This is a genomic window from Acidovorax sp. GW101-11A03 (assembly GCF_059424825.1).
Genome location: NZ_JBWKZU010000022.1, coordinates 48,714 through 65,482, shown reverse-complemented (window position 1 = coordinate 65,482; position 16,769 = coordinate 48,714). Strand labels below are relative to the sequence as shown.

The following is a 16,769-nucleotide window of genomic DNA, read 5'->3' as shown; positions in this document are numbered from 1 at the left end:
GTGCAGAAGATCAGGCTGTTCGGAGCGAAGCCGACAGCAGGGCGCCCGGCACGGTGGCCGGGCGGGTGGATGGAGGGTGTGCTCCGCTTTCAGCGGGTCAGCCCATGCGGCAGCCAGCGCCGCTGTCTGCCAGCGCCTTGGCCGCCACTCCGATCACCTTGTTTTCCTTGTTCTCCACCTGGCGCAGGTAGATGTCCTGCACGGGGTTGTGGGCCTTGCTCATGGTCCACTTGCCGCGCGGGCTGTCGATGGTGGCGCTTTCCATGGCCTTGATGATCGCGGGCTTGGCGGAGAAGTCACCTTTCACGGCATTGGCGCCTTGCACCAGCAGCAGGCCGGTGTCGTAGCCCTGCACGGCGTATACATCGGGCTGGCTGCGGAAGGTCTTGGCGTATTCCAGGCGGAACTGCTTGTTGCGCGGCGTGTCCAGCGAGTCGCTGTAGTGCATGGTGGTGATGATGCCTTCGGCGGCAGGGCCTGCGGCTTCAAGCACCCCTTCGGTCAGGAAGCCCGAGCCATACAGCGGGATCTTGTCCTTGAGGCCTGCCGCAGCGTAGTCGCGGATGAACTTGGCCGCTCCGCCACCGGCAAAGAAGCAGGCCACGGCATCGGGCTTGAGGGCGGCGATCTCGGTGAGCAGCGCCTGGAATTCGACGTTGGGGAAGGGCAGGCCCAGCTCCTTCACGATGGTGCCGCCCGCAGCGGTGTAGCTTTGCTTGAAGCCTTCAAAGGCCTCGTCACCGGCCGCGTACTTCCAGGTGATCCACACGGCCTTCTTGTGGCCCTTTTCGACCATGGCCTTGCCCAGTGCCAACGTGGGCTGGGAGTTGCTGAATGAGGTGCGGAACACGTTGGGGGCGCACAGGGCGCGGGTGGCGGCATGCACGCCAGCGTTGGGGATGAGGTTGAGCACGCCGGTGTCGCGCGCCACCTTCTGGATGCCCATCTGCACGCCCGAGTGCACGGTGCCGATCAACACATCCACCTTGTCGCGCTGCACCAGCTTGCTGGCGTTTTCCACGCCCTTGCTGGGCTCTGACTCATCGTCTACCTTGAACCACTCGATTTCGCGCCCGCCCAGCTTGCCGCCTTGCTGGTCGATCGCCAGGCGTACGCCGTTCTCGATGGCCACGCCCAGCTGGGCAAATGTGCCGGTGTAGGGCAGCATGAAACCCACACGCACCTTGCCGCTTTGGGCGCGCACGATGGAGGGCAGCAGCAGCCCAGTGGATGCTGCGCCCACAAGGGCGGCGCTGCGGCTGATGACGAGGCGGCGGGTGGTCATGGGATGGATCTCCTTTGTTTAGGCTTAAAGTAATTTACTTCAAGCATTCCGTGGTGAATACCTATGGGTTACCCGTACCGGAGCGGACAGGTCATGCCGTACCAGTGCAACAGAGGTCACGATTGTTGATCGCAGCACGACCTGTAAATCGAGGAGACAGGACGTTGGCCACGGAAAAAACAAACATGAACTAAAGTGCATTAATTTTATGTTTGTGCAGTATAGATCATGATTTTGTGACCGTGCTGGATGTTTGGAGCTGCTCGTATCAGTAGTTTCGAGCATAGGTAGCCCCTCCCTGTCCGTGGTGAATGGCGCAACTCAAGGGCGGTGGTGTAGGGGGCTTGTGAGGCCCGGGTCTTGCTTTATTGCGATCTCGGCGACACTCAAGGGCTACGGCGCAGCGCACTCCTTGGGTGCCGATGGTTTTGTTGCCGAATGGGGCGCGGCTGCGCTTCCTCTTTGCCCATGTCTTTTTCCGTTCCCCCATCCCCGTCTTCTTCGTCGCTGCCAGCACGTAAGCGCATGGCCCGCTGGCTGCGCCATTTCTGGCCTGCACCACTGGGCATTGACGGCCGCGAGCGGGTGCGCTTTATCGCGGGGGCGGTGGTCGGTGTGTTGTTGACCGCCTGGCTGAGTCGCTGGTGGGCGGGTGGCGGCAGCGCAGGGCCCTGGATGGTGGCCTCACTCGGAGCCAGTGCGGTGCTGGTGTTCGGCATGCCGTCGAGCCCGCTGGCCCAGCCCTGGCCTGTGCTGGGCGGCAGCACGTTGTCTGCCCTGGTGGGCGGGCTCTGTGCGGCGCTGATTCCCGATCCCGTGTGGGCAGGGGCGGTGGCTGTGGGGCTGGCCATTGCGCTCATGGTGCCGCTGCGCTGCCTGCACCCACCGGGCGGTGCCATGGCGCTGTATGTGGTGCTCACCTCAGGCGATGGCTGGCACCTGGCGGCGTTTCCGATTCTGTTCAACGTGGTGGTGCTGCTGGTGACTGCGGTGGTCTACAACGGTCTGACCGGGCGCCGCTACCCCCACCCGCAGCATATGGTGGCGCGCACCGACGTGGTCCAGGGCGCCTTCACGGCATCGGACGTGGATGCGGCGCTGGCGCACTACAACCAGGTGCTGGACGTGAGCCGCGCCGATCTGGAGGGGTTGCTGCACCTGGCAGGCCGCGCCGCGTTTCAGCGGACGCTGGGGGAGGTGCGCTGCTCGGACATCATGTCCCGGCCTCCGCTGGCGGTGGAGGCAGGAGTCTCGCTGAAGGAGGCGTGGGCCCTGATGCGTGCCGAGCAGATCAAGGCACTGCCTGTGGTGGATGCGCAGCGCATGGTGGTGGGCATCGTGACCGTGGCGGACTTCATGCGCCTGGCCAACCTGGATGTGCATGAAGGCCTGGGACAGCGCCTGCGCACCCTGGTCATGGGGCGCAGCGGCCAGCCGCAGAGCGTGGGGGAAATCATGTCCCACCCCGTGCAGGTAGCCCGCGTGGAGCAGCACGCCATGGATCTGGTGCCACTGTTCTCCCAAGGGGGCCACCACCACATCCCCATCGTGGACGCAGATGATCGCCTGGTGGGCGTGATTACTCAGACGGATCTGGTGCGTACGCTGGCCCTGGCTGTGCAGGGGCGTGATGGCCCGCCCGCTACCGCCCAAACGGGCCGATAGGCACAACAGGGCGCATCGCGGTACAATCGACAGGCTTTGCACAGCGCTTTTGCCTGTCCATTGAAGCCGTCTCCCCCGGCCGTCTGCCTGATCTGCGCCCCGGGTGCAGCGACTCCCACCGCCCGCAATGCACCGTGTGTCGAGCACCGACCACGTCGTAATTGCCGTGGTGAATGCACCAAGCGTTCAGGCGCTGATCGCAGAATTTTAGTTTTGAAGAGATAACGAACATGGCCAAAGAAGAACTCATTGAAATGCAAGGCTCCGTGACGGAAGTCTTGCCCGACTCGCGCTTTCGCGTCACGCTGGACAACGGTCACCAACTGATCGCCTACACCGGCGGCAAGATGCGCAAGCACCACATCCGCATCCTGGCGGGTGACAAGGTGTCCCTGGAAATGTCGCCCTACGACCTGACCAAGGGCCGCATCACCTTCCGCCATCTGGCTGGCCGTGGCCCCGGCCCGAGCAGCCGCTAAACCATCGGCTGGTGTGATTCCTTGGTTTCATCGATTTCATTGGTCTTTTTCAGCCTGAAGGGCTGACCCGTTTCTTGTTGTTCTCTCGTCCTCGCACGGCTTTGCCAGGGGCTGTGGATTTTCGGTTTGTTGGGGTGCCTACCGCTTTTTCAAAAAAATGAAAAAAGCAGGCATCGAACCAAAAAACAGGAAATTGGCGGGTTAGAATACGAGCTGTCGGAGCGTAGCGCAGCCTGGTAGCGCATCTGCTTTGGGAGCAGAGGGTCGCGAGTTCGAATCCCGCCGCTCCGACCAATGTTTGAAGGCCTTGCAGCATGTGCTGCAAGGCCTTTTTTCTTGCCTGTTGCGGTGCTGGGCAAGTCAGTGACAGGGCAAACGTCCTTACCATCGGGGCGTCCCGGATGGCGCCGAAGCCTGGGGCGCATCCGTCCAATCGCCGCCCGACCGGTCACGCCATGAAACGTCCTCTGCCTGTCTCCCCGTCTTCCGCTTCAAGCCCATGGGCGGGGACCCCGACCACCACCATCGGCCAGCGCTATGACGCGGTGGATGCCCTGCGGGGAGTGGCGATGGTGTGGATGACCGCCTTCCACTTCTGTTTTGACCTGAGCCATTTTGGTTTCTGGCCACAGAACTTCCGTGTGGACCCGTTCTGGACCACACAGCGCACGGTCATCGTGAGCCTTTTTCTTTTCTGCGCAGGGCTGGGGCAGGCCATAGCGTGGCACCAGGGGCAGGGGTGGCAGCGTTTCGGGCGCCGCTGGATGCAGATCGCAGGCTGCGCGCTGTTGGTGACGCTGGGCTCGTTTGCCATGTTTCCGCAGAGCTTCATCTACTTCGGGGTTTTGCATGGCATGGCCGTGATGCTGCTCATTGCCCGGTGCACGGCCAACTGGGGGCACTGGTTGTGGCTGGCGGGGCTGGTGGCAGTGGCCTTGCCGCCCCTGGCGCAGCATCTGCTGGTGGGCAGTTGGGCGGAGGCGGCACCCTGGTTCAACGGCCGGTCCCTCAACTGGCTGGGTCTGGTATCCCGCAAGCCTTTCACCGAAGACTACGTGCCCGTTTTCCCTTGGTTGGGCGTGATGTGGTGGGGGCTGGCTGCAGGCCAGTGGATGCTGTCCCACCGGTCGGTGCTGCTGTCGCGGCCATTGCCTGGCATCGTTCGACCCTTGTCGGTTCTGGGGCGCTGGAGCCTGAGTTACTACATGCTTCACCAACCGGTGATGATTGGTTTGTTGATGGCGGTGGCCTGGTGGCTGGGTAGGCCGTAGGCGCCGACTGGCTCACGGAAATAACATGCGGCTCTGCGGATGAACTGCCGGTAGCAGACTGTTTCCTGCGGACATAAAAAACGCGGCCTGGGCCGCGTTTTTTTGGGGGGGGCATCCCTGCGGATGCCGGTCTGGCCAGATTACTCGACCTTGGCCTTGGCACGCAGGTCTTCCTGGAACTTTGCCAGTTTTTGCTGCTGCAGTTGTTGCGCCACTTGGGGCTTGACTTCTTCCAGCTTGGGCAGCTGGGCCTGGCGCACATCGTCCAGGCGGATCACGTGCCAGCCAAACTGGCTCTTCACGGGGGCATCGGTCATCTTGCCCTTTTCGAGCTTGACCAGGGCTTCGGTGAACTCGCTCACGTAGCTGGCAGGGTTGGCCCAGTCCAGGTCGCCACCCTTGGCGCCGGAGCCTGGATCCTTGGACTGCTTCTTGGCGATGTCTTCGAACTTGGCGCCCTTCTTGATGGACGCGATGATGGCCTTGGCGTCGGCTTCCTTCTCCACCAGGATGTGGCTGGCCTTGTATTCCTTGCCGCCGTTGGCTGCCACGAACTTGTCGTATTCGGCCTGGATTTCGGCGTCGGTCACCGGGTTGGTCTTCTGGTAGTCGGCGAACAGTTCGCGGATCAGGATGCTCTGGCGGGCCAGTTCCATCTGGGCCTTGTAGTCGGCCGAGGCTTCCAGGCCGCGCTTTTGCGCTTCCTGCATGAAAATTTCGCGGGCGATCACTTCTTCCTTGATCTGGCCTTCGATGTCGGGCGTCACAGGGCGGCCCGAGCGTTCCACCTGCTGCTTGAGCGCCTCAACGCGCTCTTTCGGCACGGCCTTGCCGTTGACGATGGCAACGTTCTGGGCGGAAGCGGGCAGGGCCATCGTGCCCAGCACGGCAGCGGCCACGAGGCCGGACAGGAGCTGTTTCTTCATGCGGAATCCAAAAAATGAGAGGTTGTTTGTGCCAGCTGAAATCCGGCGAGTTGCTATCTGGGGCCGGTTCAGAGAACTTCAATGGCGAGGGCGTGGACGCCTTGGTCAATAAATTCTTGCAGCGCATCATACACAAGGCGGTGTTGCGCCACGCGCGGCTTGCCTGTAAACAAAGGTGACGAAATGCGGACCCGGAAATGCGTGCCAAAACCGGTGCCGTTGGCCCCCGCGTGGCCCGCGTGGGCGGCGCTTTCGTCGAGCACTTCGAGGACGTCAGGGGTCAGCCGCTGGGTGAGAGCCTGGTGCATCTGCTGAGCGATGGAAAGATCGGTCATGGCAATCCCCTGGCTCAGGCCGCAGGCTCGTCGCCCTTGAGGTGCGGCGCGATGTAGATACCCTGGCCGATCAGGAAGACCAGCGGGAAGGCATAGCCCCAGAGCTTGAAGTCCACCCATGCTTCGGTGCTGAAGTTGACCACCACATAGGCGTTGATGGCGGACATGAAGGCGCAGTAAACGATCCACGCCACGTTCAGCCGCAGCCACACCCGGTCGGGCAGGTCCAGCTGGCTGCCCAGCAACATCTTGAGGAAGTTTTTCTTCATCACCCACAGGGCCACGGCCAGCGCGAGGGACATGGCGCCGTACAGCACCGTGGGCTTCCACTTGATGAAGCGGTCGTCTTGCAGCACCAGCGTGAGCGTGCCGAACAGCAGAATGAGCACCAGCGTGGCCTTGTGCATGGTCTGCAGGCGACGGTCGATCGCGTAGATCAGGCCCATCTGCACCACCGTGGCGGCCATGAGCACAGCGGTGCCCACATAGATGCCATAGAACTTGTAGGCCCCGAAAAACAGCAGGATGGGGAAGAAGTCGATCAGGATTTTCATGGAGTCGGGGACATTCTCGGCGGTCAGCCCTTGCCGGATTCGAAGTCGAGCGACGCGGAGTTCATGCAATAGCGTAGGCCGGTGGGTGCCGGGCCATCTTCAAAAACGTGGCCCAAGTGGGCTCCGCATTGTGCACACACCGTCTCGGTGCGGACCATGCCGTGGCTGCGGTCCACGATTTCGGTGATGGAGCCGGGGATGGCCTGGGAGAAGCTGGGCCAGCCGCAGCCCGCGTCGAACTTGGTGTCCGAATCAAACAGCTTGGAACCGCAGCAGATGCAGTGGTAGCTGCCATCGGCCCAGTGGGTCTCGTACTTGCCGGTGAAGGGGCGCTCGGTGGCGGCGTGGCGTGTGACCTGGAACGCCACAGGCTCGGCGCCTTTCTCGCGCAGCACGGCTTGCCATTCGGCGTCGGTCTTCTGGATGGGATGGGTCATGATGAACAGCTGATCTCGATGGAAGACGCCCAGTCGGGCGGGAAGGCTGCGTAGGCATCGTGGCCGGGGTGCTCATCGAACGGGCGCTCCAGCAGCCGCTGCAGGGTTTGGAGTTCGCTGAAGTCACCAAGTTTCGCCGCACGGATGGCCTGCTCGCCCAGGTGGTTGCGCAGCACGAATTTGGGGTTGGTTTTGAGCATCAAATTGGCCGCTTCCGAGCGACCATAATGCCTTTGTAGCTCTGAATACGATAGCAACCACGCGTCCCACGCCGCGCGGTCGGCAAACAGGTCGCGCACTGGCTCGAAATCGCCGTTGCCCACGGCGTGTGAGAGTCGACGCCAGAAGATGGTGTAGTCCACGCCATTTTTCGCAAGCAGCAGCAAGATGCCGTCGATCAGCGTGGCATCTTGTTCGTGCTCGGCGGTCAGGCCCAGCTTGGCGCGCATGCGGGCCATGAACTCCTGCGGGAACACGGCCTTGTAAGACTCCAGCGCTGCCTTGGCCAGTTCCTCGTCGCCGATCAGTGGCAGCAGCGCCTGCGCCAGGCAAAACAGGTTCCAGTACGCCACGTTGGGCTGGCGGTTGTAGGCATAGCGGCCCTGGGTATCGCTGTGGTTGCACACGTGGCCAGGCACGAAGGCGTCCAGAAACTGGAACGGGCCGTAGTCGATCGTGAGGCCCAGGATGCTCATGTTGTCGGTGTTCATCACCCCATGGCAAAAGCCCACGGCCTGCCACTGGGCCATGAGGCGCGCGGTCCGTTCACTCACGGCCTGCAGCAGCGCCGCATAGGCATTGCCACTGAATTCGGTGGTGCCCCGGCATTCGGGGTAGTAGCGGTCGATGACATAGTCGGCCAGCGCTTGCGGCGGGGCTTCCTGGCCGTTGGCGGCAAAGTGCTCAAAGTGGCCAAAGCGCACAAAACTGGGGGCCACGCGCGTGACCACGGCGGCGGTCTCGATTTCTTCGCGCCGCACCGGCGCTGGCGAGCCGGTGATGCACAGCGCGCGCGAGGTGGGAATGCCCAGGCCGTGCATGGCCTCGCTGCACAGGAACTCGCGGATGCTGGAGCGCAGCACTGCGCGGCCGTCCCCCATGCGGGAGTAGGGCGTGCGGCCCGCGCCCTTGAGCTGGATTTCGTGGCCGTTGGCCGTCTCGCCGAGCAGAATGGCCCGGCCGTCGCCCAGTTGCCCGGCCCAGACGCCGAACTGGTGGCCGCTGTACACGCTGGCCAGGGGGCGCGAGCCCGCCAGCAGTGTGTTGCCGGTGAAGGCCTGCAGCGCTTCGTCACGGCCCAGCCAGGAGGGGTCGAGCCCGATCAGCCGTGCCACATCGGGGCTGGTGCCCACCCAGTGGGGGGCGGGCAGGGGAGTGGGGCGCAGTTCGGTGTAGAAGGCGGGGCCCAGGTCGGCGAAGCGGTGGTTCCAGGCCAGTCCCAGGTCGGCGGCGGTTTCGCTGTGGTCGGCACTCAGGTTCATGGTCGCAATTGTCTCGCACCGTGGATGGCACAAGGCGGACAAGGCCATGAGGCTTGCTGCTGCAGGTTCTCAGGAGGTGGGCGCTGCCTCTGGCTCCGTCAGCAGCTGTGTGCGGTACTGCCCTGGCGGCATGCCAAACCAGCGCTTGCAGGCGCGGAACAGGTTGCTCTGGTCGGCAAAGCCCAGCAGGTCGGCAATCTCGGCCAGGCTGCGGCGATCATCGCTCAGGTACTGGCACGCGAGTTCGCGGCGGGTGTCGTCCAGCAGTTGCTGGTAGCTCACAGACTCGGCCTGCAGGCGCCGCTGCAGGGTGCGGTCGGTCAGGTGCAGGCGTGCGGCAATGTCCTCGCGCCGAGGCTCGCCCAGGTGCAGCACACGGGCGATTTCGGTGCGGACGCGGGTGCTGGCCAGAGTCTGGCCGAGCTGGTCCAGCTCGGTTTCGACCAGCCGTTCGTGCAATGCCCACAGACCGGGGTTGTGGGTGGGGATGGGTGCGCGCAGATCGGCCTCGGAGAGCAGGAAGCGGTTGGCGGGCTGGCCGAAACGCGGCAGCACGCCGAAGGCCGCGCGGTAGCGCGCGTCATCGTGGGGTGGTGGCGTGGTGAGGTCCATGGCCGAAGGCACCAGATCGCGCCGTGTCAACCAGCAGCACAGCGTGAACAGGGTGAGCACTGCGAACTCGATGCGCTGGCGCGGAATGGGCCGTGTGGCGCCGATATGGCTGAGCTCCAGCCAGTAGCCCTGGCCACGCGGGTCGCGCTTCATTTCAAACGTGGTGGCGTCCGAGATCAGCGCCATCTGCCGCTGCAAATGCTCAAAGCCAATCAGCAGGTTGGGGCCGGAGGCCAGTGCGTAGCCCACCAGGTCCACATTGCCGTAGCGTGATGCCAGATCGCGCGCAAGACCCAGGCCCGGCTGGCCGTAGCGGGTGGCTGCGGCCTCCCACAGCCGACTCACGCGGTCCACATCCACCCGTGTTTGCGGCTGCTGCTGCAGGGCTGGCAGGTCGATGCCAACTTCGGCGCAGAGATCGGCTGCGGGCAGCCCTTCGGCTGCAAACATGTCCGCAATGCCACGCACCCACGCGGCGGAACTGGTGCGCTGGGTCATGGCTTGTTCATGGGTGGGCTGCCCACTCAGAAGGTGTGAATGAATCCGGCGCGCCCGAGCAGGCCGCCACAACGCGCCCGATCTAGGCGCAAAGCGCAGCCATAGCGCGGGCTATGGCGAGCATTTGTAACGACGAGCGGGTGTGTTTTGGCGGGATGAGCGGGCATGGCGGGTTTGTTCACACCTTCTCAGGGTTAACGCGAGGGTGGTGTTCTGAAGTCACTGTTTTGGCGTGGTTGCGATAGTGGGCCAGCGGCGATGCATTCACACAATCGTCGCCGAGGTCGGGCCCTGCCGCAAGTGTGGCGCTTCGCTGAGGCCAGATCCATTCTAGAACTCACAGGAGACAAGACATGATCGATGTGCGCAAGGGTGTGCCACGGCTGGGGGCTGTGGTGTCCGTGCTGGCTCTGGCCGGCTGCGGTGGTGGGGCGGGCTCTGCGCCCGAGGTGCGTGAGACGGTGTACGGCACCGTACGCGGCGTGGACGACAGCGCTGTGACGGGCACCTACGCCTGGAAGGGCATGCCCTTTGCCAAGCCGCCCGTGGGGGACTTGCGGTGGCAGCCGCCTGTGGAGCCTGCTGCCTGGACGGGCGAGCGCAACGCCACGCGTTTTGGCAATGCCTGCCTGCAGATGGGGCGCCTGTACGGGCCCGGGGGCAACAACCGCTTTGACGACACCATTGGACAGACCCTGGGCACCCCCGTGGGCAACGAGGATTGCCTGACGCTGAACATCTGGCGCCCGGCGACCAATCAGGACAACCTGCCGGTGCTGTTGTTCCTGCATGGCGGCAGTGCCATCTCGGGCTATACGGCCGACCCGGTGTACGACGGCGCGGCTCTGGCGCGTTCGGCCAACGCCGTGGTGGTCACGGCCAACTACCGGCTGGATGTGCTGGGTTTCTTCCAGTTGCCTCAGCTCCACAGCGGCAGCCAAGCCTACACGGGCAACTATGCGCTGCTGGACAACGTGCAGGCGCTGACCTTCATCCAGCGCAACATTGCCAAGTTTGGCGGCAACGCGGCCAACGTGACGCTGATGGGGCAATCAGCAGGGGCCATCAACGCCCTGGCGCTGCTCACCGCGCCCCAGGCCGCAGGTTTGTTCCACAAGATCGTGCCCATCAGCGGGGGTATCTCGCTGGCCAGCAACCTGCCGGCGGGTTCCATTCCCACCCTCAATCCGGCGTCGAAGTACGCGGCCCAGTCAGGGGCTTTGCTGGCAGCGCTGGTGCTGGCGGATGGCCTCGCTCCCGATGCAGCGGCTGCAGCGGCGCTGGTGGCGGGCTGGACGCCTGCCCAAACCGCCAGCTACCTGCGCGGCAAGGATGGCCGTGTGCTGTTGCAAACCGTGCTGCAGAAGGGGCTGACGGGCTCCGGGCCCATTCCGGATGGCGTCGTGGTGCCTGCCAACCCCATTGCCGAGATGGCCGCAGGCCGGTATCACAAGGTGCCCGTGCTCTCGGGCTACACCCTGGACGAGGCCAAGCTCTTCGCGCCGTTCCTTGCGCTACTGGGCGGCAAGCCGGGCATGAAGATCAGCGATGCCGAGCGTTTTGCGATGACACAGAGCTTCAACCCCGATGCCCCCACCACGCTCACGGTGGCGGACATCATTGACTCTTCGTACCTGCCGGTCACGGCGCCATCGACGGGCTACAACGCCCGCATGAAGCTGCTGGGCAGCGTGTTCTTTGAACCCAGCCGCGACAACCTGCTGGGCACTCTGCGCAGCCAACAGACCAACGTGTGGAGCTACCAATTCAACTGGGCCCAGCAACCCGCGCCCTGGGCGGATGTATACGGCGCGGCCCATGGATTTGACCTGCCTTTTGTCTTTGGCAATTTCGGCCCGTCGCTGCTGGCCAAGGCTGCCAACAGCACGGCCAACCAGCCGGGGCGCCTCGCGCTCTCTGCCGTGATGATGGACAGCGTGCGGGCCTTCGTGCACACCGGCAATCCCAATCACGCTGGCCTGGGGCAGGAGTGGCAACCCTGGCCGCGCAAGTTTATTTTCGATGCGGACCAGAAGGCAACACGCCTGAGCGTTCAGTGAGGACCTGGCGCTTGATGCTGTTTCCCATGTCTGTTCATGCTGCAGCCGTGGCAGCAAGGTATGCGCCGAGCGCCTCGTCGTCCACGATGGCCACCTTGCCGAAATCCAGCGACACGATGCCCAGTTCCTCCAGCGTGCGCAGCACGCGGTTCACCGTCTGGCGCGACAGGCCCACCAGCTGGCCCAGCTCGTCCTGCGTGAGGTTGAGCCTGCGTGTGCTGCGCCAGAACAAGCGGCTCAGGTACAGGGCCACGCGGTGCTCGGGCGACTGCGTGCGGCCGGCCTCGATGATGGTCATGGCCTGCCCGAGCCGCATGTTCAGGTGTTGCACCAGGAACTGGTTGAACGCCAGGCTGCTTTCGCGCAGCGTGGCAAACAGCGGCAGCGGCAGGCACAGCAGCGTGGTGGGCCGCAGCGCCACCACGTTGTATTTGCGCGGCTCGGGCTTCATGGCCGAGCCCTCGCCAAACCACTCGCCGTCCGGCACACCGATGAAGGCCGATGACCGCCCCTTGCTGGCCGGGCTCTGCAGCATCACCAGGCCCGACAACACGGCATGCCAGCCCTCTACCGCACTGCCTGCGGGCATCATGACGGCTCCCTTGTCGCCCTGCACGGCAAACACCTCGTCGCGCAGGCGCTCCTGCAGCGCAGCGGGCACGCTGGCAAACCAGGGCTGGGCCGAAATGAAGCGCGGAGCAGGGGGCTGGGTGCTGAGCATGTGCGCGATTGTCGCTGCACTGTGGCTCCGGGTTCAGGGTAATCCCTCGGGCTTTGTCAATGGGACGACAGGTGTTGGCAGCCGCGCGCGTGCGGCGCACACTGGCGGCCTGCCGTGGGGCGCCAGGAGTTGCGTTGCAAAGCCGATGGTGGGTGGCGCAGCGCCTGGTGGGTCGATGGATTTGAGCGGCCTGTTTGCATGACTTTGGAGACACCTGGGGCCGATGCCTCGCGCTACCATGATCTTTCCCTTCACTACAACATTCAAGGAGCACCCATGCTGGGCCTGATGCAAAGTCAACCGTTGCTGATCTCGTCGCTGATCGAGTTCGCAGAACGCCACCATGGCGACGCCGAAATCGTCTCCCGGCGGGTAGAGGGTGACATTCATCGCTATACCTACCGCGACCTGGCGGCACGTGCACGCCGTCTGGCCAACGCGCTGGACGACCTGCAACTGCAGTTCAGCGACCGTGTGGCCACGCTGGCCTGGAACGGCTACCGCCACATGGAGATGTACTTTGGTGTCTCGGGCTCGGGCCGTGTGCTGCACACCGTCAACCCACGCCTGCACCCCGACCAGATCGCCTGGATCGTCAACCATGCCGAAGACCAGGTGCTGTGTTTTGACCTGACCTTCCTGCCCCTGGTGCAGGCCGTACACGCCAAGTGCCCCACCGTGAAGAAGTGGGTGGCCCTGTGCGACGCCGACAAGCTGCCTGCAGATTCCGGGGTCCCAGGTCTGGCGAGCTACGAAGACTGGATTGGCGCCCATTCGGCTGACTACGCCTGGCCCGAGTTTGACGAGAACTCGGCATCGAGCATGTGCTACACCAGCGGCACCACGGGCAACCCCAAGGCCGCGCTCTACAGCCACCGCTCGACCACGCTGCATGCCTATGCTGCTGCGCTGCCCGATGTGATGTGCCTCTCGGCCCGTGACTCTGTGCTGCCTGTGGTACCCATGTTCCACGTCAATGCCTGGGGCATTCCGTACTCGGCGGCGCTCACGGGCTGCAAGCTGGTGTTCCCTGGCCCGGCAATGGATGGCAAGTCGATCTACGAATTGATCGAATCCGAAAAGGTGAGCTACGCCGCCGGTGTGCCGACCGTGTGGCAGATGATGCTGGGCCACATGAAGCCTGCAGGCCTGAAGTTCTCCACGCTCAAGCGGACGGTGATCGGCGGCTCGGCCTGCCCACCGGCCATGATCCACGCGTTCAAGGAAGACTACGGCGTGGAAGTGCTGCACGCCTGGGGCATGACCGAGATGAGCCCGCTGGGCACACTGTGCACGCTCAAGAACAAGCACCTGTCGCTGCCCAAGGAAGAGCAGATGAAGGTCTTGCTCAAGCAGGGCCGAGCGATCTATGGCGTGGACATGAAGATCGTTGGCGGAGACGGCGAAGAGCTGCCCTGGGACGGCAAGACCTACGGTGACTTGTTGGTCAAGGGCCCGTGGATCGTGGACAGCTATTTCAAGGGTGAAGGCGGTCATCCGCTCGTCAAGGACAAGCAGGGCCGTGGCTGGTTCCCCACGGGCGACGTGGCCACCATCGATGCCGATGGCTTCATGCAGATCACCGACCGCAGCAAGGACGTGATCAAGTCGGGCGGGGAGTGGATCAGCTCCATCGACATCGAGAACATCGCCATGGCCCATCCCGCGATTGCCATGGCGGCGTGTGTGGGTATGCCGCACCCCAAGTGGGACGAGCGCCCGATCGTCGCCGTGGTGAAGCGCCCGGGCGCCGAGGTCACACGCGATGAGCTGCTGGCGTTTTACGAGGGCAAGACGGCCAAGTGGCAGATCCCGGACGACGTGGTGTTTGTCGATGCCATTCCACTGGGTGCCACCGGCAAGATGCTCAAGACCAAACTGCGCGAGCAGCTCAAGGATTACAAGCTTCCGGGCTTGTGAAAGCTGCGTCCTCGGCCCCGCCAGCCCTCTTGATCGCCCTCGTGGCTTTCGAAACTGGCGCGGCCCAGGCCAGTGCACCCGTGGAGCTGGCTTTGCCAGGCCACCGGGTGCGTCTCCCTCCCGAAGGAGAGGGGGGAAGGCGCGCAGCGCCTCAGGGGGTGACACCGAGTCCAGTCACGTGTGCGACGCTGGTAGGGGCAATCCCTGAGCATCGCATTGTTGCAACGCGGTACGCTGCGTTGTGTCGATTCACTAGGAGACAAAACCATGAAATTTGCTATTAAGGCTGTAGCGGCATCGGTAATACTGGCAAGCGCTGGCGCGGCGTTCGCTCAAAAGGGTGAGACGGTGAAGATCGCGTGGCTGGACCCGCTGTCGGGCCTGATGGCAGCCGTCGGAACGAACCAGCTCAAGAGCTTCCAGTTCATCTCCGAAGAGTTCAACAAGAAGAACGCTGCAGGGGTCAAATTCGAGATCATCGGCATCGACAACAAGCTCAGCCCACAAGAGACCACCAGTGCACTGCGCTCGGCCATGGACCAAGGCGCGCGCTACGTGGTGCAGGGCAACGGATCGGGACCAGCGCTCGCCATCATCGACGCGCTGGAAAAGCACAACGCACGCAATCCCGGCAAGGAAGTCCTGTTCCTGAACTACGCGGCCGTGGACCCCGACCTCACCAACAGCAAGTGCAGCTATTGGCACTTCCGCCTGGATGCGGACACCTCCATGAAGATGGAAGCGCTGACGACCTATATGAAGGACCTGCCCGAGGTCAAGAAGGTCTATCTGATCAACCAGAACTATTCGCACGGCCACCAGGTCTCGAAGTTCGCCAAGGAAATGATGCAGCGCAAGCGCCCCGACGTGCAGTTCGTCGGTGACGACCTGCACCCCCTGGCCCAGGTGCGCGACTTCTCGCCCTACATCGCCAAGATCAAGGCCTCGGGTGCTGACAGCGTGATCACCGGCAACTGGGGCTCTGACCTGGCACTGCTGATCAAGGCTGCGAACGACGCGGGCCTGAACAACGTCAACTTCTACACCTACTACGGCTCCGTCACGGGCAGCCCCACCGCCATGGGCGCCGCTGCCGCAGGCCGCGTGTACATGGTGGCTTACGCCCACATGAACCTGCCGGGCGAGCTGAACAAGATCGTTGTGGACTACAAGAAGAAGTTCAACGATGACATGTATACCGGTGCTGTGTACCACGCGTTCACCATGCTGTCGGAGGGCTTTGCCAAGGCCAAGTCCACCGACCCTGTGAAGGTGGCTGCCGTGTTTGAAGGCATGAAGTTCAAGAGCTTCAACGGCGAGGTCGAGATGCGCAAGACCGACCACCAGCTGCAGCAAGGCCTGTTCATCTCCAAGTGGGAAAAGGCTGGCGGCAAGTACCCCATCGACTCCGAGAACACCGGCTACACCTTTGTGCCCGTGAAGTACTACGAGCCCTATGTGGCTAGCACGCCCACGTCGTGCCAGATGAAGCGTCCCTGAGTCCTGTGTGACCGCTTCGAGGCCCGACCTGGCTCGGGCCTTTTTTTTACCCCTGCAGTGAAAAATTCCAATGAATCCTGAGTTTTTCGTGATCTCTTTGCTGAACGGCGTGAGCTACGGGCTCCTGCTGTTCATGCTGAGTTCCGGCCTCACGCTGATCTTCAGCATGATGGGCGTGCTCAACTTCGCACACACCAGCTTCTACATGCTGGGTGCCTATTTCGCCTTCACCATCTCCGGGGTGGTGGGCTTCTGGCCAGCGCTGGTGCTGGCACCGCTGGCGGTGTTTGTGCTCGGCGCCGCGTTCGAGCGCTATGCCCTGCGCCGCGTGCACAAGTTTGGCCATGTGCCAGAGCTGCTGGTGACCTTTGGGCTCTCCTACCTGATCCTGGAAGTGGTGCAACTGGTATGGGGCCGTTCCACCGTGCCCTACGGCCTGCCCGAACAGCTGCAGGGCCCGCTGTTTTCGCTGTACGGAACGCAGTTCCCCAAATCGCGGTCGTTCGTGATGCTGGTGGCCCTGCTGATGCTGGTGTCCGTCTGGCTGCTGCTGACGCGTACCCGCATCGGTCTGGTGATCCAGGCTGCGCTCAAGTACCCCGAGATGGTGGAAGCACTGGGCCACAACGTGCCGCGCGTGTTCATGCTGGTGTTTGGCGGTGGCGCTGCGCTGGCGGGGCTTGCGGGCGTGATCGGTGGCAACACCTATGTGACCGAGCCTGCCATGGCGGCGTCCGTCGGCTCCATCATCTTCGTGGTGGTGGTGGTGGGGGGCATGGGTTCGCTGGCAGGTGCTTTTATCGCGTCGCTGCTGATCGGTGTGGTGCAGACCTTTGCGGTGGCGCTCGACTATTCGCTGATCCACGTCTTCAAGGCGGTGGGCGTGGCGGTCACCGACCAGACCTTTGGCTACCCCTTGCTCAAACTCACGATTTCCCAGGTCGCACCCATCCTGCCTTACCTGTTCCTCGTGCTGATCCTGATCTTCCGCCCCAAGGGCCTGCTGGGCACCCGGGAGGACTGAT

The 16,769-nt window shown here is 63.5% G+C and carries 15 protein-coding genes and 1 tRNA gene; 8 read left to right on the top strand and 8 right to left on the bottom strand.

Annotation, left to right across the window (positions count from 1 at the left end):
• Positions 1 to 97: 97 nt before the first annotated feature.
• A complete protein-coding gene (locus AC07Z7_RS11500) occupies positions 98 to 1,285 on the bottom strand; it encodes an ABC transporter substrate-binding protein (protein ID WP_094290977.1) in 1,188 nt (395 codons plus the stop codon).
• Between the two features lie 468 nt (positions 1,286 to 1,753).
• Here AC07Z7_RS11500 and AC07Z7_RS11495 point away from each other — a divergent pair, with 468 nt between their 5' ends.
• From AC07Z7_RS11495 to AC07Z7_RS11480, 4 genes are all read left to right on the top strand, one after another.
• On the top strand, positions 1,754 to 2,950 hold the full coding sequence (locus AC07Z7_RS11495) for an HPP family protein (RefSeq protein WP_494766305.1): 1,197 nt from the start codon (positions 1,754 to 1,756) through the stop codon (positions 2,948 to 2,950).
• 230 nt (positions 2,951 to 3,180) lie between these two features.
• Positions 3,181 to 3,429 carry a translation initiation factor IF-1 gene (infA, locus tag AC07Z7_RS11490; RefSeq protein WP_063460522.1) on the top strand — a complete coding sequence of 83 codons (249 nt, stop codon included), beginning with the start codon at positions 3,181 to 3,183 and terminating at the stop codon, positions 3,427 to 3,429.
• A 217-nt stretch (positions 3,430 to 3,646) separates the two neighbouring features.
• Positions 3,647 to 3,723 (top strand) — tRNA-Pro (locus AC07Z7_RS11485).
• Positions 3,724 to 3,884: 161 nt separating this feature from the next.
• A complete protein-coding gene (locus AC07Z7_RS11480) occupies positions 3,885 to 4,700 on the top strand; it encodes an acetyltransferase domain-containing protein (RefSeq protein WP_494766304.1) in 816 nt (271 codons plus the stop codon).
• Between the two features lie 140 nt (positions 4,701 to 4,840).
• Here AC07Z7_RS11480 and AC07Z7_RS11475 read toward each other — a convergent pair whose 3' ends face one another.
• The 6 genes from AC07Z7_RS11475 to AC07Z7_RS11450 form a co-directional block, all read right to left on the bottom strand.
• Positions 4,841 to 5,626, bottom strand: a complete 786-nt coding sequence (locus tag AC07Z7_RS11475) for a peptidylprolyl isomerase (RefSeq protein ID WP_094290980.1) — start codon at positions 5,624 to 5,626, stop codon at positions 4,841 to 4,843.
• 68 nt (positions 5,627 to 5,694) lie between these two features.
• The gene (locus tag AC07Z7_RS11470) at positions 5,695 to 5,961 is read right to left on the bottom strand and encodes a BolA family protein (protein WP_494766303.1); all 267 of its coding nucleotides are present in this window, start codon (positions 5,959 to 5,961) and stop codon (positions 5,695 to 5,697) included.
• 14 nt (positions 5,962 to 5,975) lie between these two features.
• The gene (locus AC07Z7_RS11465) at positions 5,976 to 6,515 is read right to left on the bottom strand and encodes a septation protein A (protein ID WP_252661527.1); all 540 of its coding nucleotides are present in this window, start codon (positions 6,513 to 6,515) and stop codon (positions 5,976 to 5,978) included.
• Positions 6,516 to 6,538: 23 nt separating this feature from the next.
• Complete coding sequence (gene msrB, locus AC07Z7_RS11460; RefSeq protein ID WP_494766302.1) at positions 6,539 to 6,952, bottom strand: peptide-methionine (R)-S-oxide reductase MsrB; 414 nt, start codon at positions 6,950 to 6,952, stop codon at positions 6,539 to 6,541.
• Positions 6,949 to 8,433 carry a protein adenylyltransferase SelO gene (locus tag AC07Z7_RS11455; RefSeq protein ID WP_494766301.1) on the bottom strand — a complete coding sequence of 495 codons (1,485 nt, stop codon included), beginning with the start codon at positions 8,431 to 8,433 and terminating at the stop codon, positions 6,949 to 6,951. The genes msrB and AC07Z7_RS11455 overlap by 4 nt, the downstream gene beginning before the upstream one ends.
• Before the next feature lie 69 nt (positions 8,434 to 8,502).
• Positions 8,503 to 9,543 (bottom strand): AraC family transcriptional regulator, encoded by a 1,041-nt coding sequence (locus AC07Z7_RS11450; RefSeq protein WP_494766300.1) that lies wholly within the window; start codon positions 9,541 to 9,543, stop codon positions 8,503 to 8,505.
• Positions 9,544 to 9,896: 353 nt separating this feature from the next.
• Here AC07Z7_RS11450 and AC07Z7_RS11445 point away from each other — a divergent pair, with 353 nt between their 5' ends.
• Positions 9,897 to 11,603 carry a carboxylesterase/lipase family protein gene (locus tag AC07Z7_RS11445; protein ID WP_494766299.1) on the top strand — a complete coding sequence of 569 codons (1,707 nt, stop codon included), beginning with the start codon at positions 9,897 to 9,899 and terminating at the stop codon, positions 11,601 to 11,603.
• A gap of 34 nt (positions 11,604 to 11,637) precedes the next feature.
• On the opposite strand, the gene AC07Z7_RS11440 is transcribed toward AC07Z7_RS11445, so the two are convergent.
• On the bottom strand, positions 11,638 to 12,324 hold the full coding sequence (locus tag AC07Z7_RS11440; RefSeq protein ID WP_094290986.1) for a Crp/Fnr family transcriptional regulator: 687 nt from the start codon (positions 12,322 to 12,324) through the stop codon (positions 11,638 to 11,640).
• Positions 12,325 to 12,600: 276 nt separating this feature from the next.
• On the opposite strand from AC07Z7_RS11440, the gene AC07Z7_RS11435 reads away from it, so the two are divergent.
• The 3 genes from AC07Z7_RS11435 (at position 12,601) to AC07Z7_RS11425 (ending at position 16,768) form a co-directional block, all read left to right on the top strand.
• Entirely contained in the window at positions 12,601 to 14,244 is a 1,644-nt protein-coding gene (locus tag AC07Z7_RS11435; protein WP_094290987.1) for a 3-(methylthio)propionyl-CoA ligase, read from the top strand.
• Positions 14,245 to 14,511: 267 nt separating this feature from the next.
• Positions 14,512 to 15,744 carry a branched-chain amino acid ABC transporter substrate-binding protein gene (locus tag AC07Z7_RS11430; protein WP_094290988.1) on the top strand — a complete coding sequence of 411 codons (1,233 nt, stop codon included), beginning with the start codon at positions 14,512 to 14,514 and terminating at the stop codon, positions 15,742 to 15,744.
• A gap of 70 nt (positions 15,745 to 15,814) precedes the next feature.
• On the top strand, positions 15,815 to 16,768 hold the full coding sequence (locus tag AC07Z7_RS11425) for a branched-chain amino acid ABC transporter permease (RefSeq protein WP_063460510.1): 954 nt from the start codon (positions 15,815 to 15,817) through the stop codon (positions 16,766 to 16,768).
• The last annotated feature ends 1 nt before the right edge of the window (position 16,769 follow it).